The sequence below is a fragment of the Paenibacillus solisilvae genome (assembly GCF_042656405.1).
Lineage (GTDB): Bacteria > Bacillota > Bacilli > Paenibacillales > Paenibacillaceae > Paenibacillus_Z > Paenibacillus_Z solisilvae.
Genome location: NZ_JBHSOW010000008.1, coordinates 24,853 through 46,275 on the forward strand (window position 1 = coordinate 24,853; position 21,423 = coordinate 46,275).

Annotated in this window: 20 protein-coding genes; 19 read left to right on the top strand and 1 reads right to left on the bottom strand. The window is 50.8% G+C overall.

The annotated features are described in order from the left end of the window. Nucleotides 1–26: 26 nt before the first annotated feature. The 19 genes from iolD to ACFPYJ_RS01995 all read left to right on the top strand — a co-directional run bounded on the left by iolD (nt 27) and on the right by ACFPYJ_RS01995 (nt 20,396). Nucleotides 27–1,892, top strand: coding sequence for a 3D-(3,5/4)-trihydroxycyclohexane-1,2-dione acylhydrolase (decyclizing) (gene iolD / locus ACFPYJ_RS01905; RefSeq protein WP_379186352.1), 1,866 nt, complete (start codon nt 27–29; stop codon nt 1,890–1,892). Nucleotides 1,893–2,055: 163 nt separating this feature from the next. Next, the gene (iolC, locus tag ACFPYJ_RS01910) at nt 2,056–3,051 is read left to right on the top strand and encodes a 5-dehydro-2-deoxygluconokinase (protein ID WP_379186353.1); all 996 of its coding nucleotides are present in this window, start codon (nt 2,056–2,058) and stop codon (nt 3,049–3,051) included. A gap of 21 nt (nt 3,052–3,072) precedes the next feature. Beyond that, nucleotides 3,073–4,533: a CoA-acylating methylmalonate-semialdehyde dehydrogenase gene (locus ACFPYJ_RS01915; RefSeq protein ID WP_379186354.1), complete on the top strand. Its 1,461-nt coding sequence runs from the start codon at nt 3,073–3,075 to the stop codon at nt 4,531–4,533. Between the two features lie 67 nt (nt 4,534–4,600). Continuing rightward, on the top strand, nt 4,601–5,464 hold the full coding sequence (gene fba, locus ACFPYJ_RS01920) for a class II fructose-1,6-bisphosphate aldolase (protein WP_379186355.1): 864 nt from the start codon (nt 4,601–4,603) through the stop codon (nt 5,462–5,464). Nucleotides 5,465–5,520: 56 nt separating this feature from the next. Beyond that, the gene (gene iolB / locus ACFPYJ_RS01925; protein WP_379186356.1) at nt 5,521–6,339 is read left to right on the top strand and encodes a 5-deoxy-glucuronate isomerase; all 819 of its coding nucleotides are present in this window, start codon (nt 5,521–5,523) and stop codon (nt 6,337–6,339) included. Between the two features lie 384 nt (nt 6,340–6,723). Beyond that, nucleotides 6,724–7,452: an MgtC/SapB family protein gene (locus tag ACFPYJ_RS01930; RefSeq protein ID WP_379186357.1), complete on the top strand. Its 729-nt coding sequence runs from the start codon at nt 6,724–6,726 to the stop codon at nt 7,450–7,452. Nucleotides 7,453–7,486: 34 nt separating this feature from the next. After that, nucleotides 7,487–8,005 carry a glycerophosphodiester phosphodiesterase gene (locus tag ACFPYJ_RS01935; RefSeq protein WP_379186358.1) on the top strand — a complete coding sequence of 173 codons (519 nt, stop codon included), beginning with the start codon at nt 7,487–7,489 and terminating at the stop codon, nt 8,003–8,005. A 164-nt stretch (nt 8,006–8,169) separates the two neighbouring features. Beyond that, complete coding sequence (locus tag ACFPYJ_RS01940) at nt 8,170–9,120, top strand: ABC transporter permease (protein WP_379186359.1); 951 nt, start codon at nt 8,170–8,172, stop codon at nt 9,118–9,120. Nucleotides 9,121–9,209: 89 nt separating this feature from the next. Further along, on the top strand, nt 9,210–10,949 hold the full coding sequence (locus tag ACFPYJ_RS01945; protein ID WP_379186360.1) for a type 2 periplasmic-binding domain-containing protein: 1,740 nt from the start codon (nt 9,210–9,212) through the stop codon (nt 10,947–10,949). Between the two features lie 156 nt (nt 10,950–11,105). After that, a complete protein-coding gene (locus ACFPYJ_RS01950; RefSeq protein ID WP_379186362.1) occupies nt 11,106–12,014 on the top strand; it encodes a carbohydrate ABC transporter permease in 909 nt (302 codons plus the stop codon). 28 nt (nt 12,015–12,042) lie between these two features. Beyond that, nucleotides 12,043–12,936: a PHP domain-containing protein gene (locus tag ACFPYJ_RS01955; protein ID WP_379186409.1), complete on the top strand. Its 894-nt coding sequence runs from the start codon at nt 12,043–12,045 to the stop codon at nt 12,934–12,936. A 73-nt stretch (nt 12,937–13,009) separates the two neighbouring features. Next, a complete protein-coding gene (locus ACFPYJ_RS01960) occupies nt 13,010–14,026 on the top strand; it encodes a LacI family DNA-binding transcriptional regulator (protein WP_379186364.1) in 1,017 nt (338 codons plus the stop codon). Between the two features lie 41 nt (nt 14,027–14,067). After that, nucleotides 14,068–15,027, top strand: a complete 960-nt coding sequence (locus ACFPYJ_RS01965) for a carbohydrate kinase family protein (RefSeq protein ID WP_379186365.1) — start codon at nt 14,068–14,070, stop codon at nt 15,025–15,027. 24 nt (nt 15,028–15,051) lie between these two features. Further along, nucleotides 15,052–16,509 carry a leucyl aminopeptidase family protein gene (locus ACFPYJ_RS01970; protein WP_379186366.1) on the top strand — a complete coding sequence of 486 codons (1,458 nt, stop codon included), beginning with the start codon at nt 15,052–15,054 and terminating at the stop codon, nt 16,507–16,509. 269 nt (nt 16,510–16,778) lie between these two features. Further along, nucleotides 16,779–17,681: a metallophosphoesterase family protein gene (locus tag ACFPYJ_RS01975; RefSeq protein ID WP_379186367.1), complete on the top strand. Its 903-nt coding sequence runs from the start codon at nt 16,779–16,781 to the stop codon at nt 17,679–17,681. A gap of 198 nt (nt 17,682–17,879) precedes the next feature. Further along, a complete protein-coding gene (locus tag ACFPYJ_RS01980; RefSeq protein ID WP_379186369.1) occupies nt 17,880–18,191 on the top strand; it encodes a hypothetical protein in 312 nt (103 codons plus the stop codon). Nucleotides 18,192–18,242: 51 nt separating this feature from the next. After that, nucleotides 18,243–18,404, top strand: a complete 162-nt coding sequence (locus tag ACFPYJ_RS01985; protein ID WP_379186370.1) for a hypothetical protein — start codon at nt 18,243–18,245, stop codon at nt 18,402–18,404. Between the two features lie 323 nt (nt 18,405–18,727). After that, complete coding sequence (locus ACFPYJ_RS01990) at nt 18,728–20,053, top strand: GMC family oxidoreductase N-terminal domain-containing protein (protein ID WP_379186371.1); 1,326 nt, start codon at nt 18,728–18,730, stop codon at nt 20,051–20,053. Then, nucleotides 19,980–20,396: a GMC family oxidoreductase gene (locus ACFPYJ_RS01995; RefSeq protein ID WP_379186372.1), complete on the top strand. Its 417-nt coding sequence runs from the start codon at nt 19,980–19,982 to the stop codon at nt 20,394–20,396. Before ACFPYJ_RS01990 ends, ACFPYJ_RS01995 begins: the two co-directional genes overlap by 74 nt. A gap of 159 nt (nt 20,397–20,555) precedes the next feature. On the opposite strand, the gene ACFPYJ_RS02000 is transcribed toward ACFPYJ_RS01995, so the two are convergent. Then, the gene (locus tag ACFPYJ_RS02000; protein ID WP_379186373.1) at nt 20,556–21,407 is read right to left on the bottom strand and encodes an NAD-dependent epimerase/dehydratase family protein; all 852 of its coding nucleotides are present in this window, start codon (nt 21,405–21,407) and stop codon (nt 20,556–20,558) included. Nucleotides 21,408–21,423: the final 16 nt, after the last annotated feature.

Below are 21,423 nucleotides of genomic sequence, written 5' to 3' on the forward strand. Positions count from 1 at the left end.
TCTACTACAAAACGAGGTATTTGCCGATGAAGACAATTCGATTGACCATGTCACAGGCTTTGCTGAAGTTTTTGGATCAACAGTATTTGTCCGTTGATGGCGAAGAGATTAAGTTTGTCCAGGGTGTCATGGGTATCTTTGGACATGGTAATGTAACGGGTCTTGGCGAAGCGCTCGAGCGTGAAGCCGGTGAACTGACGTTTCTGCAGGGCAAAAGCGAACAGGGCATGGTTCACGCGGCTGCGGCATTTGCCAAACAGAAAAATCGTCGTCAAATCTTTGCCTGCACCTCTTCAATCGGCCCGGGTGCACTCAATATGGTGACCGGCGCTGCTACGGCAACGGTCAATCGTATTCCGGTTCTGCTGCTGCCGGGAGACAATTTCGCCTCCCGCCAGCCGGATCCTGTCCTGCAGCAGCTGGAAGTTCCGAGCGACTATTCGATCTCTGCGACGGATGCATTTAAGCCTGTCAGCAAGTTCTGGGACCGGATCGTCCGCCCGGAGCAGCTGATGTCTTCGCTTCTTCAGGCGATGCGGGTGCTGACCGATCCTGTGGAGACAGGTGCCGTCACGTTGGCGCTGCCTCAGGATGTTCAGGCGGAAGCCTATGATTATCCAGCCTCTTTCTTCGAGAAGCGGGTTCAATACCTGGATCGCCGGCCGGCCGCTCCTGATGCGATTGATCGCGCCGTTAATTTGGTCATGAATAAGAAGAAGCCGCTCATCATCGCAGGCGGCGGCGTCCATTATGCAGGGGCAGCGAAGGAACTGCTCGCATTCGCGGAAGCCTGCGGCATTCCTGTAGCTGAAACACAGGCCGGGAAAAGCGCGGTCCCTTGGGATCATCCGCTTAGTCTCGGCGGAGTCGGCACAACCGGAACGCTCGCGGCCAACCGCATCGCCGCTGAAGCGGATCTGATCATCGGCGTCGGTACGCGCTTCTCGGACTTTACAACGGCTTCCAAGTGGGCGTTTCAAAATCCGGATGTCGCTTTCCTGAATCTAAATGTGAGCGCATTCGATGCGGTCAAGATGGATGCTGTGGTCGTTACGGCAGATGCGAAGGAAGCGATTGCCGCTCTACAGGAAGCATTGACCGCACGCGGTTACCGCTCCGGTTATTCTTCGCTGCACATCAGCAGCCTTAAAACGGAATGGGATCATGAAGTGGACCGCCTGTATGCGCTAGAGAGCGACGAAGGGCTGACGCAGACGCGCGCAGTCGGTGTCATCAACGGTTTCGTAGAATCGACAGATGTCGTTGTCTGTGCCGCCGGCAGTCTGCCGGGCGACCTGCACCGGGTATGGAGAACCGTAGAGCCGAAGACCTACCACATGGAATACGGCTTCTCCTGTATGGGATACGAGGTCAGCGGAGCATTCGGCGCAGCTCTTGCGGAACCGGAACGGAACGTGTATGCATTCGTAGGCGACGGCAGCTATATCATGCTGCACTCCGAGTTTGTGACGGCTATTCAAGAAGGGGTCAAGCTGACTGTGCTGCTGTTCGACAACCATGGCTTTCAATGCATTCATAACCTGCAGCGCGGACACGGCAGCGACGGATTCGGCAATGAGTTCCGCTTCCGCTCCAAAGAGACGGGCCGCCTGAACGGTTCGTATATGCCGATCGACTTTGCCGCGCATGCCCGCAGCTTGGGCGCAGCCTCTTATACGGCGCGTACCGCTGAAGAGCTGGAGCAGGCGCTCCAGCTGGCCAAAGCAGAGCCGGGACCTGTGCTCGTAGAGATCAAGGTGCTTCCGGGAACCAACACCGATGGCTACGAGTCTTGGTGGCATGTGGGCGTACCTGAAGTGTCGGTGAGCGGCAAGGTGCTGAAGGCGCACGAGCAGATGCGGAAGAATGTGAAAGCAGCGCGGCCTTATTAATTTCATCCTTTTATCTAAGCGGAAAAGTAACGGTCAAGGCCTGCCCCAGCAGGATCAGGCCTTGCCTATGATAACCAAATTTACATGCTGGGCAGTCGCTGGTATACATGGAGCTCGTGCTGTAGACAGCCGCTCTCCAACCTAACAGAAAGAAGGGCTTATGATGGAGCATGTTTCATTTGCAGCTGATAAAGCATTCGATTTTGTAGCGATCGGCCGTTTATGCATCGATTTGAATGCCAATGAAATTAATCGTCCGATGGAAGAGACGATGACCTTTACGAAATACGTTGGCGGCTCACCGGCGAACATTAGCATCGGTATGTCCCGTTTGGGGATGAAAGCTGCCTTTATCGGCAAAGTGGCCAATGATCAGATGGGGCGGTTTATTCTCCAATATCTGCAGACAAACGGCATTGAGACGTCGGGAATAACCACGGATCGGACGGGAGCCGTAACAGGCCTTGCCTTTACCGAAATCAAGAGCCCCGAGGATTGCAGCATCCTGATGTACCGCGATAACGCCGCCGATTTGCTGCTCGCGCCGGGGGAAGTCGACGAATCGCTTATTGCTGGCAGCAAGGTGCTGCTCGTTTCCGGCACGGCACTGGCGAAGAGCCCGTCCCGCGAAGCTGTACTGCTTGCGCTTAACTATGCAAGGAAACATGGAACGAAGGTCGTCTTTGATATCGACTACCGCCCTTATTCATGGGCAACGCCCGAGGAAACGGCGATCTACTACCATCTGGCAGCAGAGAAAAGCGACATCATCATCGGGACCCGCGAGGAGTTCGACATGCTGGAGCGGTTCGATGGGAATACAACCCGAAGCGACGAATTTACAGCTGCGCAGTGGTTCGGCTGTCATGCCGAAATCGTCGTCATCAAGCACGGCAAAGACGGCTCAATCGCCTACGGCAAGGATGGCAGCGCTCACCGCGGTTCGATTTTCCCGGCCAAAGTGATTAAGACGTTCGGTGCCGGCGATTCCTATGCCGCAGGCTTTATTTACGGACTTATGCAGGGATGGAGCGCCAGCCGCAGTATGGAATTCGGCAGCGCATCCGCTTCGATTGTTATTTCCAGCCACAGCTGCTCGGATGCGATGCCGACTGTCAAGCAGGTTGAGGACTATATGCTCGCTTCCAAACAAGTTTAATTCGAAAGGGGAATTTCCATTATGTCTCAAACGAAGGCACCCGCAGTATTGAAAAATTTCATCGGAGGCGAATGGGTCGCTTCCGCGTCCGGCAATACCGCCCCCGTATTCAATCCGGCAACGGATGAAATTATCGCTCACGTTCCTTTGTCATCGAAGGAGGATCTGGATCACGCTGTCCAGAACGCCAAAGACAATTTCAAAGCTTGGAGCAAAACGCCGGTTCCTCGCCGGGCTCGCATTTTGTTCAAATACCAGCAGCTTCTGGTCGATCATTGGGAAGAGCTGGCTCAGATCATAACTCAGGAAAACGGTAAAAATTATCAAGAGGCTTACGGCGAAGTGCAGCGCGGCATCGAATGCGTTGAATTCGCTGCAGGAGCACCTTCGTTGATGATGGGCAAACAGCTTCCGGATATCGCAACCAACGTGGAATCGGGGATGTTCCGTTATCCGATCGGCGTCGTAGGCGGCATCACCCCGTTTAACTTCCCGATGATGGTGCCCTGCTGGATGTTTCCGCTGGCAATTGCCTGCGGGAATACGTTCGTGCTTAAGCCATCCGAGCGTACACCGCTTCTTGCAAACCGTCTTGCCGAGCTCTTCAAGGAAGCCGGCCTGCCAAGCGGCGTCCTGAATCTGGTGCATGGTGCGAATGATGTCGTGAACGGTCTGCTGGAACATCCCGATGTCAAAGCGATTTCCTTCGTCGGCTCACAGCCGGTTGCCGAGTATGTGTACACAACCGGAACTGCGCATGGCAAACGCGTACAGGCGCTCGCCGGTGCGAAGAATCACACCATTGTTATGCCTGATGCAGACATGGACAACACCGTCACCCAAATCGTTAACGCAGCGTTCGGCTCCGCGGGCGAAAGATGCATGGCTTGTGCCGTCGTCGTTGCAGTCGGGGAAGCAGCGGATGCGCTCGTCGGCAAGCTGGTTACAGCAGCAGACGGACTTACAATCGGCAACGGAATGGAAGAGGGCGTCTTCCTCGGTCCGGTCATCCGGGGTCAGCACAAAGAACGCACACTTGGCTATATCGAGGCAGGCGTACAAGAAGGAGCGGTGCTGCTTCGCGATGGCCGAACCGATGCTGCTGTGAGCGGAGACGGGTATTTCGTTGGACCGACGATTTTTGATCAAGTTTCCAGCGGCATGAAAATTTGGAAAGATGAAATTTTTGCACCTGTGCTGTCCATCGTGCGGGTTGAAAGTTTAGAGGAAGCAATTGAGCTTGCGAATCGTTCGGAGTTCGCCAACGGTGCCTGCATCTTTACCCAAGACGGCAGCAGCGTCCGGCAGTTCCGTGAAAATATCGATGCCGGTATGCTCGGCGTGAATCTGGGTGTGCCGGCACCGATGGCTTTCTTTCCGTTCTCCGGCTGGAAGAAATCGTTTTACGGTGATTTGCATGCCAATGGAGCGGACGGCGTAGAGTTCTATACGAGAAAGAAAATGGTTACCTCCCGTTGGTAAGCTCCCTTTCTTAATAAAGACAGGGATGCCCGTTGAGGGCCATTCTACCCGAAAGGAGGAGAGGGAATTGCCGCTTGTCTCAATGACGGATATGTTGAATGAAGCCGTCAAAGGCCGATATGCCGTCGGCCAGTTCAATCTTAATAATCTGGAATTTACACAAGCCATCCTGCAGGCTGCGGAAGAGGAACGGGCACCGGTCATTCTTGGTTTGAGCGAGGGATATATCGCCTACATGGGCGGTCTGCCCTGCATTTCGGGCATTGTGCGTTCGCTCACAGACTACTACAAGATAACGGTGCCTGTTGCCCTGCATCTTGATCACGGAACATCCTACGAAGTATGCGCTGAAGCGATTCGCGCCGGCTTCACGTCCGTCATGATCGATGCTTCTCATCACGCTCTGGAGGAGAACATCCGATTGACACAGAAGGTCGCTGAAGAAGCGCATCGTTTCGATGTCTCTGTGGAGGCTGAGCTTGGCCGCATTGGCGGACGGGAGGACGACCTCGTCGTCGACGAAGCGGAAGCGATGTATGCGGTACCCGAGGAATGTGTCCGGCTGGCGCAGGAGACCGGCATTGATTGTCTGGCTCCGGCGCTTGGCTCGGTTCACGGCCCCTATAAGGGCGAACCCCGGATTGGATTCGACCGGATGGAGACAATCGGGAAGTTGACCGGATTACCGCTCGTTCTGCACGGCGGCAGCGGCCTTCCAGCCGAACAAATTCGCCGGGCGATATCGCTTGGCACTGCCAAAATCAACGTAAACACCGAGAATCAAATGGCAAACACCGCCGCAATCCGCAGCTATTTAGCGGAGAATGCCACCGAATACGACCCGCGCACCTATTTGGGTGCAGGGCGTGAAGCGGTGAAGCGGAGCGTCCAGTCCAAAATACGCGAGTTCGGTTCTTCCGGCAAGGCGTAAGAATATGCAGAAATATAGGTTCAACAACCATCAAGCAGAAAGGCGGTGCGTTTAAGATGAGTAATCTGATTGTGAAACCAAGTCAAACCCCGGATTCCGAAGGCAATCTGCTTCGGATCACTCCGGAGTCGGCGGGCTGGGAGCATGTCGGCTTTGAAGTATACACGCTGGGCATTGGTGAACGGCTCAGCCGTTCGACTGAGGAGCGGGAAGCTTGCATCGTTCTTCTCGGAGGCAAGGCGGACATTGCCACAGATAAGCTGGAATGGAAGCAGATTGGCGGCCGCATGAGCGTGTTTGAGAAAATTCCGCCGTATTCGGTGTATGTTCCCTCAGGGGACAGGTTTGCCGTAACGGCAGTCACCGACCTTCAAATCGCCGTCTGCTGGGCACCTGGGAAAGGGTCGCAGCCTGCGAGGCTGATCGCTCCCGAGCAGGTGGGCGTGGAGCTTCGCGGTCAAGGAAGCACAGAACGGCTTATCCATAACATATTGCCGGAATCGGAGCCGGCTGACAGCCTGCTGGTCGTTGAGGTGTTTACGCCGGGCGGTCATTGGTCCAGCTACCCGCCGCATAAGCATGACAGGGACTTTCTTCCGGAGGAATCGCTGCTGGAGGAGACCTATTACTATCAAGTTCAGCCGGGGCAAGGCTTCGCGGTCCAGCGGGTGTACACGGATGACGGTTCGCTGAACGAAACTCTGGCGGTGTCAAGCGGCGAAGCCGTGCTTGTACCCAAGGGATATCATCCGGTATCCGCGCCGCCGGGCTATGAAGTCTATTATCTGAACGTCATGGCAGGGCCGGTTCGTACGTGGAAGTTCTACAACGATCCGAATCACGCTTGGCTCATGCCGAGGCCGGTAAGCCGGTAGTAGTCCAGCCCCGCTGACAGAGCTGTACCGCACTCTTCTCTTCACTATGAATCAGGAAGTCGCCTGCAGGATATCCAGCCTCAGGCGGCTTTTCATCCTGTTGGATCGTGCGTCAGCTGTGTAAACCATGTCCGTGAATCTGGCATGTGCAGGTCTCAGCGAAAATAGCTCTTGTGAAAAATAAACAAATTATATAGAATCGAATAAAGCGGAGGAGCAGGGTACTGCCTCCACGTTAAATTGGGTTTTATTTTTAATCGTAATTGTAAGCGGTTACTACTGCAGGGTTCGTTAGGGTTGAACGAAAGGGGGCAAGTCGGCATGATTCTCTGGTATCGATACCAGAGAACGTAATTACTTTGCTGCAGAGAAGGATGGACGGCCATGGGACTTACTTTTAATCCGGCTATTTGGCATATAAGTTATGCAGAGATGACCCTTAGAATGCTGCTTGCGCTGGCGCTCGGGGGATTGATCGGTCTTGAACGTGAATTAGGCGGCCATTACGCCGGTTTTCGAACTCATATTCTCGTATGCCTCGGTTCCGGGGTCATTATGCTGTTATCGATGTACGGATTCTCCGCCTTTGCGTCGGAGCCGAATATACGGCTCGACCCGGCGCGGTTGGCGGCGCAGGTCATTAGCGGGATAGGCTTTCTCGGAGCAGGTACCATCATGAGAACCGGGCTTGGTGTATCCGGATTAACGACTGCCGCTTCTTTATGGGTGTCCGGGGCGATCGGTTTATCCGCCGGCGCCGGATTTTATTACGCTGCTGTCATATCGACATTATTCGTCGTGATTAGCTTGTTTGCTCTGAATAAAGTGGAGAAGCTGTTCTCCCGAACGAAAAAGATCCGCGAAATCGTAATCAAAATGGATAAAACATCCTCCGGCTTGGGGCATGTACTCACCCACTTGAACCGGAGCGGAATGCAAATCAATAAGCTTTCCGTAGATCATGATGATGTCACGGATAGGCCCAGTGATTGCCTCCTGCTCGTTCGAATTCAATTGAAATTGAAAAAGATCCAAAAATACGAGGATGCAATCGCTGCGCTTATTGATATGGACGGCGTCCTGGGATTGGAAACGACAGGTGTTACGGTATGAGCGAAATACAGATCAAGATGAGAGGAAGTCTGCGATGGGCAAAACATTAGTCGCCGCCCACACGGGATGCGGCATTCACCCTGACAATACGTTGGCATCATTCCTTGAAGGCATTCAGCTTGGCGCAGATATCGTGGAAGTTGACGTACGTGTATCCCATGATGGCACTCCAATTCTGCTGCATGATGATTCGCCGTATCTTCTCAGCCACACCTATGAACAATTGAATCGATACCCGGATATTCAGGTCATGATGAATACCCCGGACGAGCTGCTGCCGCAGCAGACCCGGCAGTATGAACAGTTTGCGGAGTCGGTATGCCGTGATGCAAGGGAGCAGGGCTATGCGGGATTGAATATGAATGCCGATACCTGCCGTCAGCAGATCGTGGACCTGGCTCATACGATGGGACTGAAGGTATGGGTCTACACGGTGAACGAACGCAGCGACATGGAGCGGTTTGTGAGAATGGGAATCGATGCGATTACATCCCGTAAACCGCTAATGCTAATCGAATTATTAAAAGTTTGTATGGATTTAAAAAAACCATAGCAACCAGAAAAAAAAGTTGCTATAATCAGGTCGTGGAAAACGCTTTCGTATACATCATGAGTGGAAGCGTCATTTTTTTCGCTCAGTATGGAAACGTTACCAGAAAACAAGTTCTTGTTATTCGCATTCATCACAATTTTAAAAAAGAAGGTGATCCCAAGCTTATGGAACCATCCACTTCACCGCTGTTGAAACTGAGAAATCCTAGAAGTACGTTATGGAAAAGGATCCTGCTGCATCGTTATCTGTATCTCATGCTTCTGCCCTGTATTGTATTCTTCATCATTTTTGCTTACATCCCAATGGGCGGATTGCTGCTGGCTTTCAAGGAATACAAGTTTAACGAAGGCATACTTGGCAGCCCTTGGGTCGGTCTTCAATACTTCAAAACCTTCTTCAATTCTTATCAAAGCACCGAATTGATCAAGAACACGCTTATTATTAGCGGCATGAAGCTGTTTCTTTACCTGCCCTTCCCGATTATCTTGGCGCTGATGTTTAACGAGGTCCGCACCAAATGGTTCAAGAACGTTTCACAAAGTGTATTATATCTGCCTCATTTCCTGTCATGGGTCGTCGTTGTCGGATTGATTCAGCGGATATTGGCGCCGGATACCGGTTTATTGAATCAGGTTATCGCTGATATGGGCGGGGACGGCAGCATTTTTTTCATGATGGAGCCCAAATATTTTTACGGGATCATGTTCGGAAGCCATCTATGGAAATCAATTGGCTGGGATTCCATCATTTATATGGCAGCGATTTCAGGAATTAATCCCGATATGTATGAAGCAGCCAAGATAGACGGAGCCGGCAAGCTGCGGGAAATTTGGAGCATAACGCTTCCGTCCATTATGCCGACGATCGTGATCCTTTTCATTTTATCGCTTGGAAATATATTATCCGCCGGATTCGACCAGATTTACTTGCTGCGAACGCCAGGTAACATGCAGCTTTCCGATATATTGGATACGTACATCATCAGGATGGGCTTGCAGAGCGGTCAATACGGATACGCAACGGCAGTTGGCATGATGCAGGGCTTGATTGGTCTAGTACTGGTTATTGTAGCGAATCGCATTTCGCGCCGCGTTTCTGAAACCTCTTTATGGTAACGATACCAGAAGCGGAGCATCACCCACTTATTGTTGGGAGACACCAAATGGGTGTTTTTCATAAAAAATCGTTGAAAAGGGGAAAGCACATGAACAAGAAATGGGTCAAATTGTTCACAATTTCACTTCTCGTGGTTTTACTGATTACCGGCTGCACCAGCAACAATGCCAACAACACGGAAAAGGCAGACGGCGGCAAACAAAATGTATCCAATGCAAATGATGGTGCAGGTGCAGATGCAGGCAAACCGGCGACTTGGATTGCCGACCGGAAGATTAAAGGGCTCGTGTTTATGGGAACCGATGATTACACCGAGGATATGAACCCGGAGATCAAAGCGAAGATCAAAGAATTGACGGGTGTCGATTTCGAAATCCAAATCATGAAAGCAGACCATTCCATCGACGGCTTGGTGGCTGGTCTTGCATCAGGCGACTTGCCGGACTTTATCGCTTTTTACTTAAATAACAGCGGTCGTCCTGAAATGCCGGTCGTGCTTAAGGCGGCTCGCGAAGGCATGTTTACAGATCTGGCACCGCTTATGAAAGATACGAAAGTGTACAGCAAATATTTGCAAGACGGCTACTTGCCGCTGGACACGCAGTTTGGCGTCATGTTCCGTCCTGAATTTAACGGTTCCGCTTATTTCGCTCATATGAACATTAACCGCGAAGCCGGTTACACAGGTATACCTCTGGTCGGCGGCCCATACATCCGCAAAGATATCGCGGAAGCGCTGAAAGTTGATCCGCGCACGATCACTTCGACGGATCAATTGTATGAACTGGCTAAGAAAATCAAAGCAGGAAACTTCAAGGACAAAAACGGTAAAGACGTAACGCCGATCGGCCCTGGTTACTGGGGAGGCCACGAGATCGGAAGCCTGTTCCAAGATTTGGAATGGGGCGCCGACGACCAGCGCATCAAGCAATCCAAAGACGGACAAATTCTCCATGAGGCTGAGACGCCGTATGCTTTGAAAAAAGTGGATTTTGTTAAAAAACTGCTGAGCGAGAAATTGCTGCAGCCCGAATTCTTCACCATGGATGAGAGCCGTGCGACAGAAGGCGCGCTGAACGGTTCATGGGCTATCATCGCAGATATGCACAGCATGCAGGATTTCGAGCAGGATGGGCACTACTTGCCGCTTGGTCCATTGAACAACGTCGATGGCCCGTATCAAATGAAAGTCGACTTCAAATCCGGTTATTCCGCATGGGCGATTCCGACTACGACAGAAAATCCGGAGGATATCGTGAAGTTTGCCGACTTCCTTTCAAGCCGTACCGGCAAGCTGCTGTGGAAATACGGTTTGGAAGGCCGCGATTACACATTGGATAAAGACGGCAATCCGCTCGTTAAACAAGAAGTCATCGATTTGAAAGCGAAAGATCCGAACGAAGCGAAGAAACTCGGGTTTGACGGTGTAGGCAACAGCTGGGGCAATATTCTCGGCAGCACCGATAACGACAATTTGGCTGACTTTGGCGAAGACCAATGGGGAGATAAGCTGAACCAAGGCAAGAGCAAAGGCGCGAAAATCATCGCGGATTACTGGAAATGGGACGAAAAGCGGAAAAATGCAGAAGTCATAGACGCATACACGCCAACTTCATTCCTGGGCGAGTTCGCAAATGGCACGGAATTGAAAGCTGCGTTCGATAACTACAACGACAGTCTGGTTCAGGCTTATTACAGCAAAAGCGCGGATGATGCGAAGAAAATTTTGGATAACGCTTTGAAACAGCTCAAGGCTGCCGGGTTGGACGATTACCTGAAGCTGGTCGGAGATAAAAATGCCGATCCAAAAACAAAAGTGAAATTCTAAGAATCGGAATCATCCTTATGATGTCAAGTGGCTGGGCGGTTTTATCTGCAGGTGGGGGTAGCCGCCCTTCCTTCTTAAGCTTCTGCTTGCGAAGTGAGTTACTCACGGGTTGTATAACAAGCAGTTTCGTAAAAAGTTCTTAGCAGGAGGGATAACATGGGTAACGAATTTTATAAACTAAGCGCCTCAGAAAAAACGTTCAAAATCATCAACTATGTGCTCATTATCGCTTTATGTCTGTCGATCATACTTCCCTTCCTGAACATTATCGCCTTGGCGTTTAATCCCGGTAAAGATGCTGAAAAGGGAGGCATTTTCTTCTGGCCGAGAACATGGTCGCTGGACAACTTCAATCATGCGTTTCAAACGGCCAGCATTGGCACGGCATTCTCGGTTTCCCTGTTCCGCACATTCGTAGGCACGATTGCGAGCGTATTTCTGACAGCAATGGCAGCTTATGCGCTGAAGAGCAAGACACTGCCAGGCGGAAAGTTCTTCATGATGATGATTTTCTTCACGATGCTGTTCGGCGGGGGGATCATCCCGTATTATATGCTGCTTAAATCGCTGCATTTGACGGACAACATATGGGTGTATGTCATTCCAAGCCTGTATAGTGCATGGAACTTGATCATATTCCGGACGTTCTTCCAGCAGCTTCATCCGAGCTTGGAGGAATCGGCGCGAATTGACGGCTACAATGATTTTATGATCTTTATGCGGATCATCATGCCGCTCAGCAGACCGGTAATCGCGGTCATCTCTTTATTTTCCGCTGTCTCGCATTGGAATGACTGGTTCACCGGCGCATTCTTCATCCGTAAAGAAAGTCTGCGGCCGCTATCCACGCTGCTGCAGGAAATGCTGATGAGCGCGGAGGCGATGAGGGATACCTTGAATCAGTCTGCGGGGGTCAAATACGAGATGCTCCAAAAAATTCAAGTGACGAGCAACTCGCTGAAAATGGCGACGATCGTCATCGTCGTCACGCCGATTATTCTCATTTATCCTTTCGTACAGAAGTATTTCGCGAAGGGCGTCATGATCGGTTCCATGAAAGAATAACAGTCTCGAAAGAGGGCGGAGCGCAGTGATGAAGATTAACAATCCTTATGAACAAACAGGCATTTGGCTTAAAGGGAGCTTCCACAATCATACCTCGAACAGCGATGGATGGTTTCCGCTGGAAACCGTATACAAAATGTACGGGGGATATGATTTTCTTGGCATTTCCGATCACGATAAAATTACAAAACACGAAGGCGAGAGGGAGATCCCTACTGTTTTCGAGGCGATTGAAGTCAGCAGCCGGCAAACACATATGCTGCTTGTACAGCCGCCCCACAGCATCATGGAGAATTATGGCAGCGAATTTACGATTGAAAACTATCAGCGTTTTGTCGATATGACGACTGATAGCGGCGGATTTGCCGTGCTCGTTCATCCGAACCGGTTCTTCTCGAATTATTGGACCTTGGAAGATATGCTGAAGATGGAACGTTATCTCGGGGTTGAAGTCTATAACGGAGACGGCAATCCGGAGTACGATATTGCTTTTGACAAGTGGGATGCCCTTCTCTCGGCAGGACGGAAGGTGTGGGGGTTCGGCAATGATGATTCCCATGTATACGGGCAGGAGAAGCAGGCGTGGAATATGGTGCAGGCTGCAGCAAACACGAATGAGGCGATCATTGACGCCATCTGCAGCGGTAACTTTTACGTATCGACCGGTTATGGTTTTGATGCCATCAAGGTGGAAGGAAATACGGTCATAGCCGATCTCCGTTCGAATGATTTGCTGGATAAGATGTATAAATACGTCACCTTCTTCGGCAAGGACGGACGGGTGCTGCATGAGTCTACCGGGCGGATCAAGCAGGCGGCGTACACCTGCAAAGGCGATGAAGGATACGTCCGCATCGCTGTCTATCTGGAAGGCGGTTATTCGGCGTTCTCGCAGCCACTATTTGTAACGGAAGAAGCTTAGAAACAGGAAATTCAATATGTTTGGCGAATCTATATCTTCGGATGTTTTAACCGTTATAGATGAGGTGAGCAGGATGCAAGTCAAAATCAAAGACGTGGCGAAGCTGGCCGGGGTTTCAGTAACCACCGTCTCCAGGGTCCTGAATGGAGAAAAGTACGTCAAAGACGATCTCAAAGAAAAAGTGAACAGGGCCATCGAAGAATTGGGATACGCTCCAAGTCAAATCGCCCGTAGTTTGGTTCGCAAAAAAACGAACCTCATCGGCGTCATCGTGCCTGATTTAACTTCAAGCTTCTATTCGACGATTCTCAGCAGCATTGAAGAGGTGGCAAGCGCCAATGACTTTAATCTGCTCGTTTGTAATATTAGTGAAGATATAGACAAAGAGCTCAAGTACTTAACTGTGTTTCAGGAAATGCGCGTCGAGGGCATCATCATCATGCACGAAAAGATTAATGAGCAGATTCGAACGCTCATCCATAAAATAAAGATTCCTGTCATTTTCTCCAGCGTGAAGCCGATGGATCAAAAATTCATATCGGTTATCGTAGACGATTATCAAGCGGCTTACGACGCGACCCAATATTTAATTGAATTGGGTCATGAATCGATCGGATTCATCGGCGGTGACATGCGGGACATCACATCCGGCCAGAACCGCTACAGCGGTTACCGGAACGCCATGTCAGAGAGCGGCAAGAAGCTGGTCTATGAACATATTCGCTTCGGCGATTACAAGGTAAGAAGCGGTTACGATCAGATGCACGAGATACTGAGCACGAAGAATCCGCCAACCGCAGTGTTTGCGGTCAGCGACGATATGGCTGTCGGCGCGATGAACTGCATCCGCGACCATCATTTGCAGGTGCCGGGGGATATTTCGGTTATGGGGTTTGACGGCAGCCAGCTGACTGAATTAGTCCGTCCGACGCTTACCTCCATGGAGCAGCCGATTCATCAAATGGGTAAAGTGACGATGGATGTACTGCTGAAGCAAATTGCCGGGGACATGATCCCAGATGAAGATATCGTGCTCGAGCATCGGTTGGTTGCCCGTGAAAGCTGTCAAAACAGGAAGCAGGATTTTTAAGAGCCATCTAGGTAAACGCTGTCATGAGGATGTGTATAGCAATGAAACAATATGATGCTATCGTAATAGGAGATGCCAATATCGATTTGGTCGTTGCAGGGTGCAGCGACCTGCCAAGGCCTGGTCAAGAGGTGCTGGTTCACAATATGACCCTTCATGTAGGCGGCGGTGCGGCTTTGTTTAGTTTGACGCTCGCAAGATTAGGGTTGAAGGTTGCATTCAACGGCATTCTCGGTAAGGATGGCTTCGGGCAGTTTGTGAGGGATCAGCTTGCCGATTCTGGTATCGATACCAGATTTATTCGGACAAGCAGCTTAAACAACACGGGGATCTCTATTGCCATCAATCCCGAGAAAGACCGTTCTTTTATTACGTATATGGGTTCCAATGCGGAATTGGATTTACAGCAGCTGGACATGAACAGCGCTGCTCTGGGAAGGCATGTTCACTTGACAGGCTACCGCGGAAGCCTTAATCATGAAGAATACATGGAAATGACACTCCGGTTGAAAGCGCTTGGATTAACGACTTCACTTGATGTGGGATGGGATGATACCGGGGAATGGTATACAGGCATATTTGAGCTGATGAAAGTGGTGGATGTCTTCTTCATGAATGAGGTCGAGGCGCAGCATTATACAGGCTGCTTATCGGTGGAGGAATGCATGGCGGAACTGTCGCGGCACAGCCGCCATATCGTGCTGAAACTGGGAGCAGCAGGCGCAGTCGCAGCGGTTGGCGGCAAGATGATGTACAGGTCCGGATTCGAGGTGCCTGTCGTCGATACGACCGGTGCTGGTGATTCCTTCAACGCAGGTTACATGTATGGGTTCTTGACCGGCCAGCAAACGGAGCAGTGCTTGCTGTATGCCAATGCCTGCGGCGGTATATCCGTAGGCCGGTTCGGCGGCAGTCCAGGATCGCTGGACCGGAACGCTATGGAAATTTTTATAGCAGAGAAGGTTGGACATACAACGGATGAGTGGCAGATTGCACGATAAAATCTGGGTGTGAGGAGTGCTTTGATGAAATTCGAGATAAGCGGTGCATGTTCCGCAGAGACGTTGATCGTACCTGTTTTCCTTGAAAGCCTGCCGGATTTGCCGAAAATCCAGCAAACATTGGAACCCGCGAAGATCATGCCGTACATGGGAGCCAGACATGCTGTAACTTGGTTCTACGGCAGCAGCGGGCAGCCTGACCTGATGCTTGTCGGCCTTGGAGAAAGGGCTAAATTCCGATCCTCCTTCATTCGTGAAGCAGCGGGCAATGCAGGCCGTGCATTGCGGAAGGAGAAGCGGCAATCGGCTGCCGTGTCCTTCGAAGCATTGGCAGCTCATGAATCGTTTGGCGGCTGCCGGGCTGACGATATTGCGGCATGGGTTGAAGGCTCGCTGCTCGGAACTTATTCGTTCGATAACTATAAAGCCAAACCGGTTGAGGATATGGGTGTGACCATCTCCTTTGTTGGCCAAGAGAGCATAGCGTGGACAGAAGCTGTACGTCTTGGCGAATTGCGCGCGCAGAGCACGATGTGGGCGCGCGATCTGGCCAATGAGCCGCCCAATTGTCTGAGGCCCCGCAATTTGGCGGAGAGAGCGGCGGAGCGGTTCGCGGGCACGCCGGCACAGGTCACTGTCCATGAGGGCGGGGAGCTGGAGCGTCTTGGCTTTGCCGGACTGGCGGCGGTCGGCAAAGGAAGCGTGCATCCGCCCGTATTTCTTGAGATCCGCTATTGCTCGGATGCTTCCAAACCGCTCGCTGCTTTGATCGGCAAAGGCATTACATTCGATACGGGAGGCATCAGCCTCAAACGGGATAACGACATCAGCGATATGCGGATGGATATGGCAGGAGCAGCAGCGGTGCTTGGAGCGCTCGATATTATGGTCCGAAGCGGCGCAGCTGTGAATGTGGTAGTGCTCATTCCTTCCGCGGAGAATACGCCTTCCGACCGTTCGATGCTGCCGGGTGAAATAATCCGCTATGCGAACGGCTTAACCGTTCAAGTAGGCAATACCGATTCTGAAGGGCGGCTCATTCTGGCGGATGCCTTAATTTATGCTCATCGCCTAGGCGCTTCTCAAGCAATCGACGTGGCCACGCTGACATATTCCGTCGTTGGCGCGCTTGGCTCTAGGGTAGCCGGCATCTTGGGAGATGACCGTTTGGTGGAAGCGATTAAGACTGCAGGTGAACCGTTTGGCGAGAAGGTATGGCAGCTTCCCTTGGTGGATGAATACGAAACCTATATGGACAGCGACTATGCCGATGCCTGCAACATCAGCCGGGTAGGCGAAGCGGGTGCCATTACGGCTGCATTATTTTTACGCAAATTCGTGCATCCGGAGCTTACTTGGGCGCATATCGATATGAATGGTTCGAAGGACTCGTCCGCCGCCAAAGGCGAACTCGCTGTCGGAGCGACGGGCTTCGGCGCACGCATGCTGGCCGCTTATCTGACGGAGCAGGCATTCGAATAATGCTGTTTGGCAAAGGGGATGGATAGAAGGATACAGGAAGCTGCACAGGTAACACCCTCGGAGCGTCAGCTCGCCTGGCAGGAGATGGAGTTCTATGGCTTCATCCACCAGAATGATACCGGGCGGATGAGGGAATCATCAAGCTTACGATTGCGGAATCCAGATGGTTCCCCGCTCTGAACAGTTTTCAAGTATATTTGAGTCATTAACCGGCTTTGAGAGCAAACGCCACGCAAAGTTCATGACACGCGAGACTAGGAGGAGTTAAAATGGCACGCCCTAAACTGAAGTACCGGCCGGATGGCACATTCCATATCCTGCAATTCACCGATATGCATATTAAAGATGGATTTGAAGCGGAAAAGGATGTTCAAACACTGGCGCTTATGCAGCATATGATTGCGGATCAGCAGCCCGACTTAATCGTCCTTACAGGCGATGTTATCTCCAGCTATGATGTTGAGGATCAAGAAGGAACGTTTCGCCGTGCGATTGCCGGTGTCGTACAATCAGGAATTCCGTTTGCCGTTATTTATGGGAACCATGATTCGGAGAAAGGGATCACGCGTCAGCAGTTGAATGGGATTTTAGCTGAATGTGCTTCGAACATGTCTGAGGATGGCCCGGAGGACATTCATGGCATAGGCAATTATATATTGACCATAGAAGGCTCAGCGGCTGAAGCCGATGCGGCGTTGTTGTACTTCTTTGATTCGGGAGACTATGCACCAGATCCTATCGAGGGATATGGCTGGATTCATCCGGATCAGGTCCACTGGTACTGCACGGAATCCGGCAAGTCGATCCAGAAGAATGGCAGAACATTGCCGGCGCTCGCGTTCTTTCACATCCCCATTCCAGAATACGAGCAGGCTTGTCAGCAGGGCACGGTAACAGGCATTAAAGGCGAGGACGTGTGCTGCCCTAAACTCAACAGCGGCTTATTCACGGCTATGCTGGAGATGGGGGATGTTATGGGAACCTTCGCCGGTCATGATCATGATAATGATTATGTTGGTGACCTCTACGGCATTCAATTATGCTATGGACGCGTTACGGGTTACAATACTTACGGGAAGCTGGAGCGCGGAGCGAGAATCATTACCCTGCAGGAAGACAAACGATCGTTCGAAACTCGGGTAGAGCTGGAAAAGAAGCTTGAAGTCCTGTAAAGTCAGGCATTTCATCCATTGCAATTATTCATAAAAGCAGTCAGCGGATACATGGGGATAACCTGTGTGAAGCGGGCTGCTTTTTCTATATTTAATTCGCTGAGAGGACATTCTCGGTTATATTGCGGCACCAGCAATTCCGATTATAATGAAATAAAAGAAGAGACAATGAGAAGGCGTAATTCAGGAGGCGGCAGCATGAACGATAATGTGGAGCAGAGACTGCGCACGATGCTCAGAAACTGGCAGACGATGTCCGTCTCGCCAAACGAGGAAGCCGAGTCGACGGCTGATGAATTCGAGGCTTCGTTTTACCTTTTTATCGATGCTCTGCGTGAATGGGTCTATCAGCTTGATCCCCAGCCGCAAACCTTGGAAGAGTTATTCGAACTGCCCGCAATTCAAGGGCTGATCGACCAGCTGCCAGGACCGCTGTATTTGAATTTTGAAACGGAGGCGGAGCTCATACTAGAGAACAAGCTGAGAATTGAAGAGGATAAATACGATTAACTGTTTCATCAAGGAGACAGCATAGATATTAGTTCTTGAAGAGTGAAATAGATGCAATTGCAGCAAACCGTTAGCGGCAGCTGCAGCTGCAGCGAACAAAGAGCCATTGCCGCGCAGGCAGTGGTTCTTTGTATGTCGGAAGAAGAAGAACTTAAACTGAAAGGTGGATTAACTGTAATGACATATAAACTTAATGAGCTGATTATTTATTAAAGGAGCTTATAATGAATGATGTATGCAGTTTTATAATTCCAGCCTTCATCTTCTCTGTTCTCGTATTGGGATTAACAGATTCATGGAGATCAGACATTCTCAGCATTATCCTGATCGATGTCCAGGAGGTTATAGAGCTTGGGAGGTCATATTTATGCAGGAGCTTGTTGGCCGCTGCAAGGAATGTAAAAAGCAAATTTATTGCAATGATGGATTTATTAACGGCGTCGTATTAGAAGACAAATCCTTAATATGCTTCGATTGTTCCGATAAAGAACAAGAACGATCCATATATGGGAATGGATAAAGGGAGTGATGCTTTGTTGCGAATCTATGTCGCCGATCGGAGAGATACTCTACAAGACATTGCGGCCAAAATTCGGATCCCTGTAGCAAGATTATTGGAGCTAAATCCCGAGTTGATCGACCCTGGTATAGTAATCGGCGGACATTGCGTGCGAATCCCTCTGCCTGCGGCGGACGTATCGGCAGCACTGGACTTGCCTGATTGCAGCTCGTCCAAGCCTGTTTCTTATATGGATAATTGGATTCCTCACATTCCGGTAGAGAAGATGGCTGAGAAGGAATATGACGTTCTTATTGTCGGCACGGGGGCCGGCGGAGGTGCCGTTCTCTGGCGTTTGTGCGAACAATGGGGATTCAGCGGAAAACGGGTCGGGATTGTGGAGGCGGGAGGGCTGATGCTGCCCAACCATTATTGGAACATTCCGACGCTGGGCAGTGCTATTTCCGGCGACTATTTTCTCAATCCGAAAATTTCACATCCCATCGGACAAATGCTGCCCGATTTGCCGGCTGCGCGAGAGGTCATTGCGCTTGGTGGAAAAACGTTGTTTTGGGGAACCATCAGCCCGCGCGTTCTTCCTTCTCTAATGAAAAAGGAATGGCCGGTAACCCCGGAGGAAATGGAGCCCTATTACAATTTGGCTGAAGAAGTGATGAGTGTCTCAAAAGGCTATACGGAAGGATCGACGATTCAGCAAATTTTGCTGGAACGGCTTCGTTTCAAAGGGTTTCCGAATGTCACGGGTCTCCCGTTCGCGGTTGATCTGCAGCCAACCCGATTTGGCGAGATCCATTCGAGTCCAGCGTTTAGCTCTATTCTTTTTCTAGCCAAAGCCATGAATCTTGGAGCATTTGATTTGGCCATTCATGCCAGAGCCGTTCAAGTGCTGACCGATGGGGCAAAAGCTGCCGGAGTAAAGGTGATGACACCGGGTGGAAAGCCATTTGTAATCCGAGCAAAGACAGTTGTGTTGTCCGCTAACGTTTATCAAACACCGCGTTTGCTTCTCAACTCAGGCATTCCTGGACATGCAATTGGTCATTATTTGAGTCATCAATCCTTTCTTTCGACAAACATCCGTTTGGATACCTCGGCTTTTCCGGAAATTTCCGGCGTTCTCGGCATACTCATTCCGCAATCGGAGGATCGGCCCTATCAAATTCAAATCCACGGTCCCGGGGGAGAGGTTTGGTACAACTGGTACCAGCAGTTTCAGTTTAAACCTTCGCAAACAGAGTGGAAAATCTCCTTACTTGGTTTCGGTCAAATTGGAAAGCCGTTACGAGAATCAGGTATTCCTCGACCCTTCAGACAAAGATATCTATGGCGTACCAACCATTAAAGCCCGACTGACTTATTCCCCTCGGGATCTCGAAGTGATCCGGCGTATGGAGGCTGGTATGCGGCAAGCTTCCATCGCGTGTCAACCTAATTGGACTGGAACTAACGCAGAACCCGACATTTGCCGGATTCTGCCCGGCGCCGATTACCATGAGTTCGGAACCAGCCGCATGGGAGACGACCCTTTAACCTCCGCTGCCGACCGGTATGGACAAATTCACGGGATAAGCAGTCTATATGTGGCGGATAACAGTGTTCTCCCTCCCATAGGAGGCGCCAATCCAACACTTACTACCGTCGCACTCGCCATTCGTACGGCGGACAATATCCGAAGCCGGGAATAACAAGTTCACTGCAGGACTCTGAGTGCAACAGCGGCATAATGGCTTAACCAAGCAAGCTGTTACACATAGGATAAGAAGAATCCCGTCTAATTTTAGACGGGATTCTGGTGTGTGTGATAGGTGCGTGCCTAATCTTCATAAACCCAACACGAGCGAGAACTATTCACATTTAACGTAATCTCTCCACTTATGCTTAGGCTGCCAATTCAAGAGCTTTTTTGCTTTCTCACTGCTGAGAAGTGTTTCATAGCCATCAAGCGGAGTCTTGAAGTCCACGACTTCCGGATATCGCGCCGCTAACAATTCTCTGCTCTTAACCGCCATGCTCGTATCCTCCGAAGCAATATTCAACGCCACGGAGCCAAGCCCTTCAGCTTCAATCGCAAGCTGACATACCTCAGCGGCATCCCGCGTATCAATGTAGCTCCACAAAATCCGATCACGCTGCGCAGGATCGTGAATGAACGATGGGAATCGCTCATAGGAGGCCGGATCGATGACATTTCCAAGCCTAAGCGAGACAATCTGCATACCCGTACGCCTATGGAACATATCGGCTGTCAGCTCATTAACGACCTTTGAGAGGCCATAGCTGTCTTGGGGAAGCTGGGGATGCGATTCATCAATGGGGACATATTGGGGGCCGAAGCGGTTAACCGCAAAAACGATCCCGTATGACGACTCGCTGGAAGCAATAACTGCTTTCCGGATGCCTAGCCCAGCCGCAGCTTCCAATATGTTGTACGTTGACATCACATTATTTTGAAAAGTGACTTCACTGGTCTTAATGTGCGCAGCCGGTATAGCAGCCAAATGAACAACTGCCTCAGCGCCTGATAGCGCACCGTAAACTTCTCCTAGATTGTTCAGATCAGCAATTATCGTGCGACATATCGGATCTACAGGTCTGTGTGTATCCACATTAACAACCTCGTATCCATGTTCGACAAAATGCTTGACCACCCATTTGCCGAGCATACCGCTCCCGCCTGTAATAACGACCTTAGTCATGGTGAGCCTCCTGAAT